The organism is Chryseobacterium sp., assembly GCF_022712095.1.
In the GTDB taxonomy this organism is placed as follows: Bacteria; Bacteroidota; Bacteroidia; order Flavobacteriales; family Weeksellaceae; genus Chryseobacterium.
In genome coordinates this window covers 1-15,670 of sequence record NZ_JALAHD010000126.1, presented here as the reverse complement: position 1 = coordinate 15,670, position 15,670 = coordinate 1, and the positions used below count along the sequence as shown (strand labels likewise).

At 36.5% G+C, this 15,670-nt stretch carries 16 protein-coding genes and 1 pseudogene; 1 reads left to right on the top strand and 16 read right to left on the bottom strand.

Annotation, left to right across the window (positions count from 1 at the left end; all coding sequences use genetic code 11):
* Positions 1 to 18 precede the first annotated feature (18 nt).
* From Q0A18_RS06335 to Q0A18_RS06260, 16 genes are all read right to left on the bottom strand, one after another.
* Entirely contained in the window at positions 19 to 888 is an 870-nt protein-coding gene (locus Q0A18_RS06335) for a DUF4138 domain-containing protein (RefSeq protein WP_292009303.1), read from the bottom strand.
* 4 nt (positions 889 to 892) lie between these two features.
* Positions 893 to 2,113 (bottom strand): conjugative transposon protein TraM, encoded by a 1,221-nt coding sequence (gene traM / locus Q0A18_RS06330; protein WP_292009302.1) that lies wholly within the window; start codon positions 2,111 to 2,113, stop codon positions 893 to 895.
* Between the two features lie 34 nt (positions 2,114 to 2,147).
* Positions 2,148 to 2,501: a hypothetical protein gene (locus tag Q0A18_RS06325; protein ID WP_292009301.1), complete on the bottom strand. Its 354-nt coding sequence runs from the start codon at positions 2,499 to 2,501 to the stop codon at positions 2,148 to 2,150.
* 2 nt (positions 2,502 to 2,503) lie between these two features.
* The gene (traK, locus tag Q0A18_RS06320; protein ID WP_292009300.1) at positions 2,504 to 3,118 is read right to left on the bottom strand and encodes a conjugative transposon protein TraK; all 615 of its coding nucleotides are present in this window, start codon (positions 3,116 to 3,118) and stop codon (positions 2,504 to 2,506) included.
* Positions 3,119 to 3,159: 41 nt separating this feature from the next.
* On the bottom strand, positions 3,160 to 4,395 hold the full coding sequence (locus Q0A18_RS06315) for a hypothetical protein (protein ID WP_292009299.1): 1,236 nt from the start codon (positions 4,393 to 4,395) through the stop codon (positions 3,160 to 3,162).
* Between the two features lie 2 nt (positions 4,396 to 4,397).
* Entirely contained in the window at positions 4,398 to 5,228 is an 831-nt protein-coding gene (locus tag Q0A18_RS06310; RefSeq protein ID WP_292009298.1) for a hypothetical protein, read from the bottom strand.
* Between the two features lie 3 nt (positions 5,229 to 5,231).
* Positions 5,232 to 5,897, bottom strand: a complete 666-nt coding sequence (locus Q0A18_RS06305; RefSeq protein ID WP_292009297.1) for a hypothetical protein — start codon at positions 5,895 to 5,897, stop codon at positions 5,232 to 5,234.
* A gap of 6 nt (positions 5,898 to 5,903) precedes the next feature.
* Positions 5,904 to 6,626 (bottom strand): hypothetical protein, encoded by a 723-nt coding sequence (locus tag Q0A18_RS06300; protein ID WP_292009296.1) that lies wholly within the window; start codon positions 6,624 to 6,626, stop codon positions 5,904 to 5,906.
* 9 nt (positions 6,627 to 6,635) lie between these two features.
* Positions 6,636 to 7,289: a hypothetical protein gene (locus tag Q0A18_RS06295; RefSeq protein ID WP_292009295.1), complete on the bottom strand. Its 654-nt coding sequence runs from the start codon at positions 7,287 to 7,289 to the stop codon at positions 6,636 to 6,638.
* Complete coding sequence (locus Q0A18_RS06290) at positions 7,276 to 10,362, bottom strand: TraG family conjugative transposon ATPase (RefSeq protein ID WP_292009294.1); 3,087 nt, start codon at positions 10,360 to 10,362, stop codon at positions 7,276 to 7,278. Before Q0A18_RS06290 ends, Q0A18_RS06295 begins: the two co-directional genes overlap by 14 nt.
* A gap of 6 nt (positions 10,363 to 10,368) precedes the next feature.
* A complete protein-coding gene (locus Q0A18_RS06285; protein ID WP_292009293.1) occupies positions 10,369 to 10,698 on the bottom strand; it encodes a DUF4133 domain-containing protein in 330 nt (109 codons plus the stop codon).
* Between the two features lie 3 nt (positions 10,699 to 10,701).
* Complete coding sequence (locus Q0A18_RS06280; protein WP_029728815.1) at positions 10,702 to 11,022, bottom strand: DUF4134 domain-containing protein; 321 nt, start codon at positions 11,020 to 11,022, stop codon at positions 10,702 to 10,704.
* Positions 11,023 to 11,135: 113 nt separating this feature from the next.
* A complete protein-coding gene (locus Q0A18_RS06275; protein ID WP_292009292.1) occupies positions 11,136 to 11,675 on the bottom strand; it encodes a hypothetical protein in 540 nt (179 codons plus the stop codon).
* A gap of 38 nt (positions 11,676 to 11,713) precedes the next feature.
* Entirely contained in the window at positions 11,714 to 12,367 is a 654-nt protein-coding gene (locus Q0A18_RS06270) for a ParA family protein (protein ID WP_034870054.1), read from the bottom strand.
* A 70-nt stretch (positions 12,368 to 12,437) separates the two neighbouring features.
* Positions 12,438 to 13,928 carry a relaxase/mobilization nuclease domain-containing protein gene (locus Q0A18_RS06265; protein WP_292009291.1) on the bottom strand — a complete coding sequence of 497 codons (1,491 nt, stop codon included), beginning with the start codon at positions 13,926 to 13,928 and terminating at the stop codon, positions 12,438 to 12,440.
* Positions 13,925 to 14,284, bottom strand: coding sequence for a hypothetical protein (locus Q0A18_RS06260; RefSeq protein ID WP_292009290.1), 360 nt, complete (start codon positions 14,282 to 14,284; stop codon positions 13,925 to 13,927). The genes Q0A18_RS06265 and Q0A18_RS06260 overlap by 4 nt, the downstream gene beginning before the upstream one ends.
* 1,085 nt (positions 14,285 to 15,369) lie before the next feature.
* Between Q0A18_RS06260 and Q0A18_RS06255 the strand changes: the two are divergent.
* A pseudogene (locus Q0A18_RS06255) lies at positions 15,370 to 15,670 on the top strand (hypothetical protein); the annotation flags it as partial.

The window sequence follows — 15,670 nt, the reverse complement described above, 5'->3', positions numbered from 1 at the left end:
GGGACAGGCTCTGCCTGCTTAGAAGGTGTCAGCTTTTAGGATATCCGAGTAGTTGATTTTCATTTCCAGAGTTCTTCCGGAAAATTGCTCTTCTATCAGGCGAATCACCATCACTTTAGAATTCGGGTAAGTAAATTTTTTGAACACATAAATATTCCGGAAATTTTTCCTAAAATATTTTTGAGCATTCAACTGAAAAACCGGGGTCATTTCAATACTCTGATTATTGGTAGCCTTATGAATCTGCTTATCTTCCACAGAAAATTTCAAAGCTTCAATGTCATAGCCTAAATTGGAATTGTTTTTAAAGGTCATATCCAAGAAAATGTAATCACTCATGACATAGACATTATTGAGCTGAACACTAAGTCTAAGATTTTTCTCTTCCCGAATCGGATCTTTTTCTGATTTTGTCTGAATAATATTCAGCGCAAATTTTCTAAGCTGAAAATTGGAAAACACCATTTTATTAAACTCTATAGGCTGCATTGCCTCCGGTTGAATATGGACATTGGTAATAGTACTCCTGGTTTCAGAATCCATATAAACTGCTTTGTATTGGGCAATAAAAGACTGTGCTACGACCGTAATAACACCAATTTGATCTCCGTTACTATGTTCAGATAGGTTTTTATTTCCCTCTTTATCGGTCGCATTAGACTTATCTGTAATTTTGACCCTGGCAATATGACTCAATGGTAAATCACCTGTCAGCTGCTGAGTAGAAAGATCAACATATTGGATGGGTTCCGGAGAAATTAGATGAAGGCTGATTCCTTCAGTAATGTCTATTTCCGGTAAATCCGAAATAGCCTGCTGTCTTGTAGCAGTTTGTGCAGTAAAAAATTGAGCTATGAAAATAAGTAACGTATATAATAGAGCTTTCATCTGTTTATTTTTTTTGTTGGTTTTGTGAGTCTTTCATTTGTTTTTCATCTATCAGAAATACCTGTGAGCCATATTTTAATTTGGCTTTATTGGTTTTAATCAGATTGGCAATGGACTTTGAAGTGGAGGTGAATAACTTGGAGCCTATACTGGTGAAAAATCCCTGTCCGCCCATATCCATCTGCGTTCCCTGTACGGAGTTACTTCCCATTTCCCGGATCATATCCCGAAAAACGCTCTCCGGAACATATAGTCCTTTCATTCCATCAACATCGTAAATAGATAAGTTAACAGGATAGATTTCTCCTTTAATGAATGCAGAAACTATAGTAAGATTCACCCTTTGCATCGAGAACCCAGAGATTTGTCCATATAGTATAGAACCTTTCTCTAGTCTTTTATTTCCAACGAAAATATCCTCTAATAGTCTCAGCCGAATTCTGCTTCCTAAATAACCTTTGTTATTTTCGTCAATGACCGCTTTGATAAAGCTATTTTCCTTCTCTCTATAAAAAGCATTGAACTCACTGTTTATCCCTGATTTGCTGACATTGAACGTTGAATTAAGGAATTCTTCAAGCTTTTCCTTACTGGCTTTCAGCTTTTCTTCAGCCATGAGTTTATTTTGGTATTCAGGATCTCGTGATTTTTCTAAAGAATCCATCACCAGCATTTGTTGTTTAAGATATTTAGCCGGATCAGGAGGCTGAGCTTGCTCTCTATTTCGAGGTTTTGCTCCCAGACTTTCCATAGGACTACTGCTTTCCCCTCTCCCATAGGATTTATCGTTCAGCATTCGGATAATCTCCGAAGACCTTTTATAGTCTCTGTCATTATTCTGCTCTTGCCTCAGATTATAGTAAGAGGATGAATTTCCCTTGGACCCGTATTCGTTTTGCCTTTTGGATAGGGTTTTAAGTGAATCTATTTTCCTTTTTTGAGCTAATGATAGCTGGTCTTCATAGTGTAATAAACTATCCTTCTCTTTATCCAGCCCTTCCAGCATTGTTCTGTTGTCTTCTTTTTTGAAAAATGCATCATAAGCATCATTTTTACTCATAATAGAATCCTTAGACTCACCAAGGGAAAGAGAAAGCTCTTTGGGTTTATCCTTAGGTGGCTCCTTTTGGGTAAACCCCGCTCCCACATAAGCAAAAAGAAGCAGGAATGGCAAAGCCAAAAGAGGCAGTACATATTTTTTTTCCTTAAAATTCAGTTTTTTCATTGAGTTTCGATTTTTAGATAAATTGCCCCCGGTGCTATCGGTCATTTTTTAATTGCTGATATTGGTTAAACAAATATTCAATCCTCAAACTGTCCTGTTTTTGCAGTTGTTCCCCGTCTCTTTTCACTTTTAGAATTTTAAGCTCTTCCACAATCTTTTTCATCTCTTTTTCATTGTTTACATTAGGATTCTGGGGCATCTGACTTTTGGAATAAAGAGTGGGAGGTTTAATTTTAAATACCGTCCCCAAGGGAAAGAAAATGCCCTGAATCAGAGAACCTACAAAGGATACTGAGAGAAAAATCATCGAATAGGTAAAAAACTTTTTAGGATGATGGACGATCCAGTCCAGGCATTTCCGCCTTGTTTTTTTAAATAAAGGGTTCATGGCTAGTACGAATTTTTAGATTGATTAGAAATGTCTTCATTATCGATGATACGCCAGTTTCTGAGGATCACACCATGCGGGTTGTTAGGACTGCGGATGAGATCTTCAAAAAAACCCTCTGTGATTAATTTTCGGGTAATAATGGATGACTTTCTGGTAATCATCTGTTTTCCGAAAAAAACGAATTTCTTTTGCTCCGGATTTAGGGTTATCGAATCCGTATGGATACTAACCATTGAACTCGAAGCTATGATCTGGTTATAAAAACCTTTTTCCCTTAAATTGGTGTATTCTTTCTTTCCACTGTCATCTATCAGATAAAGGGATTTCTGAATATTGTCCTTGATATACGCATCGTCAGGAGCCAACGTGAAAAATAATCTGTGAAAAAGTTCAATCTGAGCTTTATATTCAACGGGTCTGTTGAGCAAAACATCGGTTTGCTTGGCCAAAACCGGAACGCCATTATCCAATATGTAAATGGATTTTCTGGAATCTTCAATGATTTTATAAGCAAAGAAAAAACCACCTATCACAATGAAAACAGCAAAAAAAATACTCGCCAGAGAAACAATCTTGTTAATCTTTATTCTTTGTTCAATATTTTTGATAAGCATTTTTATTTTAGGAATTAGAAATTAGACACTAAGGATTTTATTTATTTTCCACTTTTCATGGCTCTGTTTACTCTACCGGATGCAGAGCCTGCCGCAGCAGATTTTGCTGCCGCTACACCTCCCGTTTTGGCAGCTAGTATTGCCGTTTTTACAGTACTCGCCATTTTACCAGCGGCATTCTTCATTTTGGTCATTACTCCTGCTCCTCCGGCCGTTACAATCGTATCAGCAATTGTGGGAGTCATTAAAACACCTATGCCCGTAACGATATAAGCAACACATGTAAAAAGCTGATTATAGATCATTCCTGAATTATTAATGTAGACCATTAGAGCATCTAAATTGGTAACAGTACCATCTGTTAAAAGAGTATTGTAGCGGTCTATTTCCATAGTATAACCGGAAGCAATGAGTTGCTGACCTATATTGATAATGGTATAAGCAACGAAAGTATACAGATTGATGTTGATGAATTTAGAAACCCAGCTGTAAAAAGAGTTTTCAAATCCCGGAACAAGAGCCATTCCCACCGCAATAGGTCCTAAAATAATGAGTATATAAGCCCAGATCTTCTGAATAAAGAAAATAAGATAGACACAAATCCGAAGAATGGAGAGGCATATAAACTCAATGACTTCAGCTACTAATTTTTGCATCTGGAATTGCATTCTGATCTGCCATTCCTTAATAGGCTGGATCAATTTGTCCAGTCCGTCACTAATATCAAACCAGGAATCATCTGCATCTTTACCAGCATTCTCAATAACCTCCTGTTTGGCATCTTCACTGGCTTTGAGTTTTATGACGGCATCCAATAATTGCTGTTGCTTTTTGAACCTTTCTACTCTTAAGTCATTGACCTCTGATTCTATATCGCTAAAAATGGCGACTCCCGGTTCTGCAATAGCGTCAAAGGGAGCTTGAATCAAATTCACGAATCCTGTCCAGTAGATCAGGGTAAAGCCAATCAAAACAGGTTTCAGCATAGGCGTAATTTCCCATTCCCTATCGCCGGCAGCCATTTGCCATCCCATATACCCCAGATACATCAAAGCACCTAATCCGCCTATGGCCTTTCCAACCAGTGCAGCATCATTTGCACTATCCTGAACACTGGTATCGAGCTTTGTAAATACCTCCATAAACCATTTCTCAAAAGCACCATCACCTTTTAAAAACTGAAGTAAATTACCATAATCACTGTCTGTTTGGGCAAAGCCCATTACTGGGAGTACTATCGCCAGTAAACAACAAAATAAGGTTAGCTTTTTATTCATATTTAATATCGGCGTTTGTATTGTTGCATTATACGCTCAGCACGCTGCTTATCTGATGCTGGAGTCCAGCCCGAAGGCAATGCAGAAGGAGAATGATCTTTCAAAATATTTTTATAATCCAGAAGAAAGGTCGTCTTGTTATTTTGCTTTCTTAATTCCTGTACAAATTTCCTCCACCGTAAGAGTGTTTCGTGGTACATTATAAAGCGTTTTCCCCTTGGCATATCCATAGATCGGGACATAGCGTATTTCTCTTTAATGAGATCAAGCTCCTCCTGTAGTCTTTTGAGTGTTCCTGTAGTACTAAGTGCCTGGTAAGCCTCCTGGTCTTTCAACCGCCATTCCATAAAATTTTGTGGCGTATCAGGAAATTCTGTGATTGGCTTTAACATCCGCTTGTAATACAAGAGCCACAACGGATCAGCATCTACAGTAACACTCGTCCAATGGGCAAAATCCTGAACGCTCCTTTTATAAATGGTATCGGAGGCTGCCTTTATTTTTTTAGCCTCTTCTTCCTCATATTTCAATTGAGCAAATCGCTGATTCTGCACTCCTGTAGGCTTTAGTGGTCTTATGTCCTCTCCATCCTTATAATCTCTATTAATATTTGGAGCCCACATCCCCCATACCGTGGCGTAAGCAAAATTGGTTTGAATCCCTAAAAAATATTTGGGATAGGGTCGCCAATCTCCCCAGCTTTCAAAAACCATTCTTTTATGTTGGGCAACAATGGCAGGATCATTCAGGCGCTTTACACTCACTTGTGCAAAAACACCCATAGTTATAAACAAGAATGAAAAGCCTATTAATTTTCTGAATTGATATTTCATCGTTTAATTAAATATGTATTTATATTTTTGAATAATATCTCCTACAATCGCTCTGTCGACATTGATATAGTTCCTGAGGACAGGGACCTGATAGAGATAAGGGATCTTCTTGGCATTCTCTAAGCGTAAAATGATATAGAGAATATTACCATTGATGTTTCTAGCCCTTGTAAATACTTTTTCCAAAAGCATTTCCCGATCCATAGCATCCATTAAAAAGTCTTTGTTTTCATTTAATATATCCGCCGATACTTCCTTCTGAAGCTTTAGCACCTGCTCTCCTATTGCACTATAATATTTTGAAACTAAGACCGCATATTCAGGGTGTTGTACCGATAAATCAAGCATTTTGTTAGAATTGCTTACGATTTTTCCTACGTACTGATAGAGATAGATGAGCTTTTTACTCTGGGTAAGGGCTGAATTAACATTTTTCAGCTGCTGATAGATATACTCCTGAATAGCAATTACTTGTGCGGTCTTATTTTTAATCTCATTATAGAGCTCATTCTGTTTTTTATAAGAATCTAAAAACACCTGCTCACTTCCTAAACGAACACCGTGATTGACGGTAATCTGGGATAACAGCTTGTCATTAATCACTATCTGCTGGCTTTTAACATAAACCGCAGAAAATACTATAATTCCGAAGGTTGCTATTTTTTTCATTTCTTATTAAAAGGATTTGATATTCTTCATGATATTTTCCACAACCTGCCTATCCCTGTTGACATAATATTGGAAAGCTCTCTTATTCCTTAGAACTTTGGCTTTAATGTCACGTATTTTTAAAAGCATGTGGGTAGAGTTCCTGCTAAGGGTTTTCACCTCTCCTAAAGCATAGTCCAATAAAATTTTACGCTCCGATTTTTCCATTTGATTGATCGCTCCGTAAGAGAGAATAATTCCTGTAATCAGGCGGGTCACCATTTGCAGATCATCCACATACTGCACTCCGGAAGGCAAAACCGTTATAATCGAATAAGGTGCTGTACTCAATTCATCAATAATGGAAGCCTGATTTTGAGTAATTTTCTTAACCTCCCTGCTCATCGCTACTCCGGTTGGAATGGCCTGCAGAGCAAATGAAACAACCCTTAGCCTGTCCTGTACCTTAGTAACCTTATCCTTAAAGCTATTCCATTCGCTTCTGTTGGTGGTCTCAATACCAGCATTCAGAGCCTGATTCTTTCGCATTTCCTTTTGCCTGTCATGCTCTTTCATCGTGGCATTAATTTCTATATTCATCATCGGAAAGGAAACATTTTCTTTCTGCCAGGCAGGGGTAGAACCCCCTCCTGAAGAAGTTAATACCACATAAACTACCGGGATAAAGAGGCGGAGAAAAATCTTTTTTTTGAGCCCATAAAGTCGGTGAAACTTATTTTTCGAGTTCATACAAAAAAATTAAAAATTGCGTTTGTATCGGTTCATAATGTCTTCAACAATAGCCTTATCCGTATTGATGTATCCGGCAAAAGGATTAATAGAGTTCCAAAAGCCCAGTCTATTAGCCTTTTCAAGTCTCAGCTTTATGGACAGAAGCCACAGCTTTAGACTTTTTACATTTCCCGAAATATTATGCAGAATTTTATAGCGATCACCTGCCGTAGCAAGGTTGAGCTCTCCCGAAGAAAGAATATCCGATACATCTGTTACGATTTTCAAACTTTGCTCATACGTTTTTTGAGACGCTTTAGTTCCAAAAATGGCGTACTGTGGATGTGCAGAAGCCAGTTGAACCACATCAGAAGAATATTTATAGCACTTATTAAGCTCTGAATAAATTTCTTTTACCTGAAGTCCATTTTGTAACGTCCCCGAAACTTCTTTTAAGCCTTTGAGTATTCTGTTCTGAATATCATTAGCTGCCACCATCTGGGTTCCTACCCACATTTGTGCATCTTTCAGCTTGGAAGTTTCCTCTATGACTTCATTCTGTTTGGCTTTCAGGTTTTCTGAATACAGGATCATCGCTGCTGTTACCGTAGGATCTATATAGGTATTTTGGGCATATAGTAAGCTTCCGAATCCTAAAAAAAATAAACTAAACTTTTTCATATTCATAGACTTCTCTGTTAACTAATTCCGAAAAACTGATGTTATAATCTTCTAATTCCTGAGAAATGATTTTGAAGATATTTTTACCGGTATTCTCCTTCCTGTTCTTAAGCTCATGATAGTACCTAAGAACCTTCTGATCTAAAGGTCTTTTATACAGATTTACTAAAGAGACCATACTTCCCATATCATCCCCGAAGTTCTTAACCTGTTCTACAAAAATTTCCAGAGCTTTATCATAGTTCCCGTACTTTTGTACATAATATTCAACAGCCGATTTTTCAGGCTTTTCTGTAGTATAGGTTAAATACTGCTCGAGGGCCACCTCGTTACCGTATACTTCTCCTTTAGAACCTCGTTTCAGATAAAATTCCTTGAAACGGCTCCTTCCCTGCTTATTATTTAAGTTGTTGATCGTGAAAATCTTATTCTGCTCTACTTTATTTAAGGATAATAAAGCCGCTATACGATCAAAATTGTCCTTGAATTTGGTCTGATCCAGAAGGATAAACGTATCGGAATTATTGATAATACTGTCTTTTACAACAGCATTTCCGATAATATCATCCAGTTCCTGGGTTACCACCACCGCTTCACCCCAGAATTTCCTTACAGTCTTATAGAGATATAAAATATATCCACCCATTAATTTTGATGCAATCGCCTTCCATGCTTCTTCGATTATAAGGGCTTTACGACGATCTTTTCTGAGTCTCATTTTCTGGATAAAAGTATCCATAATGATAAGCGTTACAATGGGGAAAAGCTTGGGATTATCTTTCACATTATCAATTTCGAAAACAATAAAAGGCTCATCAAATAGCGTATTGTCAGCACTTTCATTGAGTGTTGTTTCATATCTTCCGCCTTTGTAAAAATCCCTTAGAACAAACAGGAAGGTCCTTAAATTAAATTCTCTTTCCGTTATTCTGTGCTTTTTATTACCAAGGTAAAGAGGCAGAAATTTGTCGCAGTACTCATAAAATCCATTGAAGGAAAGCTCTCTTGTATTGAGCCTTTCTTCCAGTTCCTTAATTTTTTTAATGAGAGCCTTTTTAAAAGATTCATTCCACTCCCTCGGATCTTTGGGCTTTTTTATAATTTCATTAGCCTGAATAATCATTAGTAGGGTTTCATTATAAGCCCTGCGCTTTTCTTCACTGCTCAAAGTTTCGTAAGCCTCATAGACTTTATAGAATTTTTCACTGTCATAATCAGGATTATTCATGTTTTTATCCGGATGATATTCAATGGCCAATTTTCTAAAGGCTTCTTTAACTTCATCAGAATCGGCATCGAAAGCTATTCCCAGTACATCATAATAACTATGCCTATCCACCATTTCATCCTCATACTCTGCAAGAATATCTTCTTCATGAATATTATATTTACTTAAGTAGAGCATTAGTTCTTCAGAGCTTTTATGCTTATACCATTCTGTTCCTGAGTTGAAATAAGTATGATAATAGGACATCAGTACATTGTCCAATATGGATTTCTGTGCAGAGGTCATCATAGCATCCGGTCCTTGCCAGATGAGAAAGATCAGATTAGTCAAAAACTCTATTTTTTCAATATTGAACTCTTTCTTATCCATCAGAAAAGGATTCATCGTAATTGGCTTTTCTTCAGTATACTGAATATATCGCCCACCTTTGTACATACATGTTCCCGAGTAAGAATCTCCTGTATCCACGATCACAACATCATAATTATAGGTGAGATACTGCTCTACGATATTATTCATTAAAAAGCTCTTGCCTGATCCGCTGGGTCCCAGCACAAACTTATTCCGGTTATTGATTCTTCCGATTTTCATCGGTAAATCCGCAGGATCAACTTTTATGGGAACACCTTGCCTGTCTGTAAATCTTAGGTAGAAGCTGCTTTCTTCACTCAATGGGTAGCTTTCTTTAAAAAAAAAACAAAGCGCAGCTTCGCTTGTCGTCATAAACAGATCATATTCCCTAAGCTCTGTAGCGTTACCCGGAAGAGCTGCCCTGAAAAGTTCAAGCTGATTGTAGGCATTCTTCGAAACAATAATCCCTTTGGTAAATAGCTTATTCTCAATCATGGACTGGATATTTTCCATTTTTTCCAGCGTAGGGGCAGAAAACAAAATGGAAAAATGGGCATTGACAACCAACTGTCCATCTATAGCGATATTATGGAGCAGAGTCTGAATCTCCTCAGCAATAATGGCATTGGAAGGAGAATTATTGGCAGCACCTTCGTGCTTTTTCTTCTTTTTGTCAAGTTCCCTTTGCTGTTGTGCCTGATGTGGAATGGTAATGACCTGGTTGTAGATAATCGTTTCGTAATCCTCCAGCTCTCCTATAAAAGTGAAATTATCTACTGCCGTTTCTCCGGCAGCTCCATTTCCTCCCAATAGAGAATATGGTTCTATTTCAGAGGGTAAATCAATCTTTTCAACATCGACATAAGAAATATTCTTAACAAACCTGCTTCCTATTTGCAAATACTCCTGAGTACTTTTGATATTATCATACGTAGGAGTATCTGTAAGCTGCATGGATAAAACTCCGGACAGGTAATACTCAAAGTCTTTTTCAAATAAGAACTCCGGCTCACAGTTATTTTGTTTTAAAAGCATAAACACCTTCTGGCATTTGTCCCGGAGTTCTTTATAGCTCTTTTCTGTTATATTGCCACCGGTCGCTGACCGGCCGTTTTTCTTTATTTTATCATTAATAATATCTGTAAACAGAAGTACCGTATCAATGGTTTTGAAAAGTCTCCCGTCAAAATGCTCGGAGTATTTCTGTTGCAAAAACTGATTGGATTTCTCAGCTGTGTATCTTTTTTTGGCGAAAATATCAAGCTTTTGAACAATCCTTCCTTCTCCGATAATGGATACTACCTGATTCAAAACCGTATGGAAATGGAGATAATGATCCGGATCTGCTGAGTACTGTTCCACCATATTTCTAAGCCTGATGCCTATAATAGGATTTCCATACTGCCCGAAAAGAACATCAAAACCCCAATTATAATTTCCCCCATAGTCATAGCCGATGAAAGGAATAGTAAATGCTTGTTTTTTTGTTTTCATACGGAATTATTTATTTTCTGATAGATTGTATGTACTTTTGGTTTCACCTTTCTGTAAAAGCTTTTTATTGTTTATCCTTTTGGGAAAAATGAAAATTTGATTACTATTTTTAGTCTTATCGTACAGTCCGTATTTGTCCTGTCTTCTGAAGATCAGATAAACACCTCCTCCGGTCGCTAAAAGCCCCAGTAAAGAGCCCAATAGTCCGAACTTGGACAATATGAGCGCTGCAATGACTCCGCCTCCGATAACACCCACGGCATAAAAAATATATTTGCCTTTGAGTCCGAAGAATACAAGAGGCTTTTTCAGCCCCTTGTATAGGTAGAATCCCATGACTTATGCAAAGAATGAGGTTACGAATTCCGGAACTACAATCAGAAAGATCATCGCTCCACCATAACCAAGGATTTCTTTGTTCACATCCTGATCCCCATTGGTCCATTTGTTATAGACTCTAAGACCTCCAATGAAGCCAACTAATCCGCCCACGGCTTTCAAAATCAGTTTAATGGGGTCCCAATAGTCCTTAATATCACTGGCTGCATTTGAAATAGCCGTTGCTCCTCCCTGGGCAAATGCAGGAGTGATAGCGAGAAGAATTACACAGGCTGTCAATAACTTTTTTACCACCTGATGGCATTTAAATTTGTGATTCATAATGATTAAATTTTATTATCAGAGTTAGATTTTATGCTTAGAATTGGGCATAAGAGGTATGCTATCCTTATGGGTTAAGGATCATACAGGGTAATTTTTGAAGTGTTTTTTGCTTAAATTATAGAGTGGTAGACTTTCTGTCCATCGTAGTTAGCGACCATTTGAACAGTTGTCTCCGATAAATTCAGGAGCTCTTTCCAGTGGGATTTAGTTTTCTCCTTTTTTTCGCTCTTAGAATCCTGATCTGGCATATTAGATACAGGCTGAGACTGGTTGGCGTGATCTGGCTGTTTTTTTTCTTCTACTGTCGGAACGCTGTTGTTTTTTGCTGGTAAAGGCATATCATCAATATCCTGTTCAGCTTCAAATCTTTTCCTTAAGTCTTCCAAATCCGGTTGCTGCTCACTGGAGGATTGTGTTGGAAGGTTAAGTTCACTTTTCAAAAAGGATTGGGGAGTTCGGATGTTTTCAACATCTTCAATTCCAATGGAAGTCGGAACCTGGTCACGAGTTTTGGAAAAATCACCAAGTGAAAATTCCTCAGTTAAATCTACATGTATGATTTTCTCTTTCCTTAAAAACAGATCATACAGGATATTTCCGGCATAGTACAGGAAATAAAGTCCTAATAGAATTAGTGAATACTTTATCATTTCTTATTTTTGATTTTGTTTTTACTAAGTGACTAGCCTTAAAGGGTAATTTGCAGTGCTTCATTAATTTGGTCTATGATTTCATTGAATGGTCTTTTTATAGCATTTTTTTGTTCATAAGTAAGCTTTCGGGTATCAATGGTCTGTAGACAGTTTCTCTTATATACGGGGCTTTCAATCAGGGTTCCATATTTTGAGATTTCTATATCCATTTCCTTTTGGTTGAGATATTTATAGCCTTTGTCATATTTGGAACGGATAAAGATCCGCTCTGCCTCACTTTCAAGAAGTCCCAACAGGTTTTTGAATACCAGAGTAGATTTTACAGATACATCAGAATATTCAAAGGGAATGATGATAAAATCGCTGTAAATGAGTAGATCACTGTATTTTTGATCGAGTGTACCCGCCAAATCAAACAGGTAGATTTCTTTACTCTCCTTTAAGTCAATAATTTTTTCTAAATCTGCAAAAGGCTGTTCTTCATCCTCATCTCCTATAACTTCCACATCATACAGCTTAGGCAAAACAGAATATTCATCTTCTTTCCATTTATTAAAGAAAGACTTCTGATAATCAAAGTCAAACACATTAATCTTTCTTTCAGATACTACAGACAGATAATTGGCAAATGCTAAGGCAAGCGTGGTTTTCCCCGCTCCGCCCTTTTGGGTGGCGAACGTGATAATCATAGTATGGTTGCTACTTGGTAATTGTAGGTATTTAGCCTTTATGTTAACTGGAAGCCGAACCTCGGCCGGTTTATCGATTTTTCTTTTTACGCCTTTTCTTAAGCTCCTCCTCCGCAGGATCTTTTCCAGATCCTCCTGAAGATTTACTGAATTGAAAAATCAAATCATTGATACTTTTACTCAGCTCTTTTGTAAGCTGTTCATTTTGGCTTACTGAAACCTGCTGCTGGTATAGATTTGGATTTAAAAAACTTTGATAGCTTCTCTCTCCTATTAGCTGTTCCAGCTCTCCTACATAATGTAATTTTGAGTGAATAGCGTAATATTTATCGTCCTTAGATTTTATAATATGAACATCTTTTGGACTCTGTGTTTTAACATATTGCTTTACATCCCTCCTAACAGATCCAAATACTTCTCTATTCTTCCTTTTTTTAGTTTCAAAAAGTATAAAATCTTTTGGCACACCATTAGGATTCTGGCGCTTTAAATATTCTATCAGAATCTCTTTAGAAGCTTCATCAGCTATATTGTAATCCTTTAGCCCTTCAAAAAGCTTTTTATCAATAGTTTCAGCGGTAAATTCAAACAACTCATTCATTTTCAAAATATCGCTTCCTTTATACACCGATCCTGTTTTATGGTCAATCAAACTATATCCGAAAGGTTTAAGATCGACAGCTGATTTTTCTTTATTAGAAATATGAAATATAATATCAACCCCAAAGACATCTCTCAATTTTTTCTGAAGTTCACTCTCAAATTCAATTTTAGGGAGCATTTTTGTTTTTAGCTTTTCCTCCGGTAACATAGCCTCTTGTGCTCTATGGTCTTCAATCTTAAACACTTTGCACGAGTACAGTTCTTTGTATTTTGAGAAAATCGCCTTAAGCTGCTTTGCTCTGGAATCATTTCTATGATTACTAAAGTTTAGTTCGGTAGCATTAATTGTTTTTTCCCGAACTCCGTTCTTCAAAATATCCAGAGCATTCTCATCATTCTTATTTTGAATAAGCTTAAATCCACTTCTTTCCAAAAGCAGTTCCAGTTGCTTAAGAGAACCATATCGGTAACCCAGTAATTTTCCTATTTGCTCCTGCGAGTTTACTGCATACAGCTTCTCCATTGTCAGGCTTAATGCTTTCTGGGCTTTGAGCTTTTCATAACTGTCATTAATTTTCTTATCTGTCTGCTTGTCTACACGGGTTGAAATAATGTGTATGTGATTATTTTCCGTATCACTATGGAAAACTACTATATAGGGCTGCTGCCCATATCCCAGCTCATCCATAAAATTTTCCGCAATTTTCGTGAGCTCTTCTTTGGTATGCTCTTGAAACTTCGTAGAAATAGCAGCGTGAAACTGAGGCTTCTTGACCCTTTCATTCTTTGAAACTGACTTAAAATAATCTCTTATCTCCTCCTGACTGCTGTTTTCATTAATGAAGGATGGAAAGTTTTTCATCAGCATCAATTCTCCGGAGCCTTTCTCTACTTTTTTATCATTATACTGTACTCCGGGAAAACCTGATCTCGCAGGCTCCATGATCTTCACAATCATCTTGCAAGCATTGAATAGATTCTGGAAAAGATCATATTCTGCTCTCTCTTCAATTTTTCAATTTCAGAAAGCTTATTCAAGAAATCCTTCAATCCCTCTTCAGAAATAAACTTTTGTCCATTCACGATTCTTGCAATCTGGTTAATATTGGTTTCTATCTTGATAAAAATATTATCCTGTTTTTCAATGAAAGCCATTACCTTTCGTCTTTCATTATCCAGAATTCTGTTCTCTACTGAATGGATAAGCAGGCTAGTCAGGGAAATTTGCTTTTCTGAGCAGATCCTTTTCCAGTTTTCTTTTCTGGATTTTTGGATTCTTATGATAATTAGGTCTTCTTTTCCATCTTTTTCCATTTCTAGTTTTTCCTATGGTAAATAAATAGTCGAGATTTTATCAAAAAAAATAGTTCTTCGCTTCTTGGTAAGTAAGGGGTAATATTGTCCCTTAAAAAAATGACAGAAAAATAAATCAGTGTTTTCATTTTGTTTTGATTAAAATTTCTTTTGCAAAATTGGGGCATAAAATCACTGAAAGCAATAGTATTCATCGGGCGTGGGCTAAAAAAGAACACGCTGGACTTATCTGGAAGATCTGGAGATTAAAAAAGAATGTACTGGGCTATTCTGGATGATTGTACCTGATTTTCCCAAAATAAAAAAAACGAGTTCCGAAGTTTTTTCCCCTTTTTGCAAAAAAGGCAAGATCGTCTTTGGATCATACAACTTGAAAAGTTTGTATATACAAAGACACATCTTGCTCCGGAAAATCGCCTACTTTTTCAGAGCTCTAAAAAAAACAAATAACCAACTACAAATCAATAAATTAAATTATATAATGAGATTTTCTGCTATTGAAAGAAAAAAGATGGTGAATCATGGAAGGAAGACCTGCGTAATTTTCACTCAGGTTTTTCATTGGGTTGTATCTATTCTACTCACCTTTAGCTACAACTTGTATCGTTTTTACCCACGTCCTGCAATAAGGTGGGTAAATTTTACTCAGGTAGAAAGAAAACATGGGTAATTTTTACGCAGGTTAAATATGAACAAATTGTGAGAATACACCTGATACTATTATACACAGGTACTACCGTAAGGTGGGTAAATTTTACACAGGCCAGAAGAAAACATGGGTAATTTTCACGCAGGTTAAATATTAAATTGGGTGATTCACCTGATACTATTCTACACATGTTTTACCATAAGGTGAGTGAATTTTACGCAGGTCAGAAGAAAACAAGAGTGATTTTTACGCAAGCTCGGTATAGAAAATTTGATTTCGACTATATTTATTTTTCATGATCTCAGCTGATTCACCCTATAATTTTAAAAATTTATATAGCAATTTAAGATTAAATTATTATCTTTAATACCCACTTGATATTAACATTTGTCCTCTAAAAAATGTTTTATATCTTAAAAATCACAAAAACATTAAAATGAATTTTTTAACCGGAAAAGAATTAAGTGAAAAAATATATGATATAATTTATAACTCCGAAAAATACCTCTTAATTCTATCACCATTTATTCAATTAGACCCATATTTTAAAAATGAGGTCTTCAAAACACATTTAAATAATTCCAGTGTCCATATCATCATAGGTTTTGGAAAAAATGAAAATGATGTAAGCAAAAGTTTTAAAAAAGAAGATTTTGATTATTTTACACAATTTCCCAATATTACAATAGTTTATATCCCTAAACTACATGCCAAGTATTATGGAAATGAAAATAAGT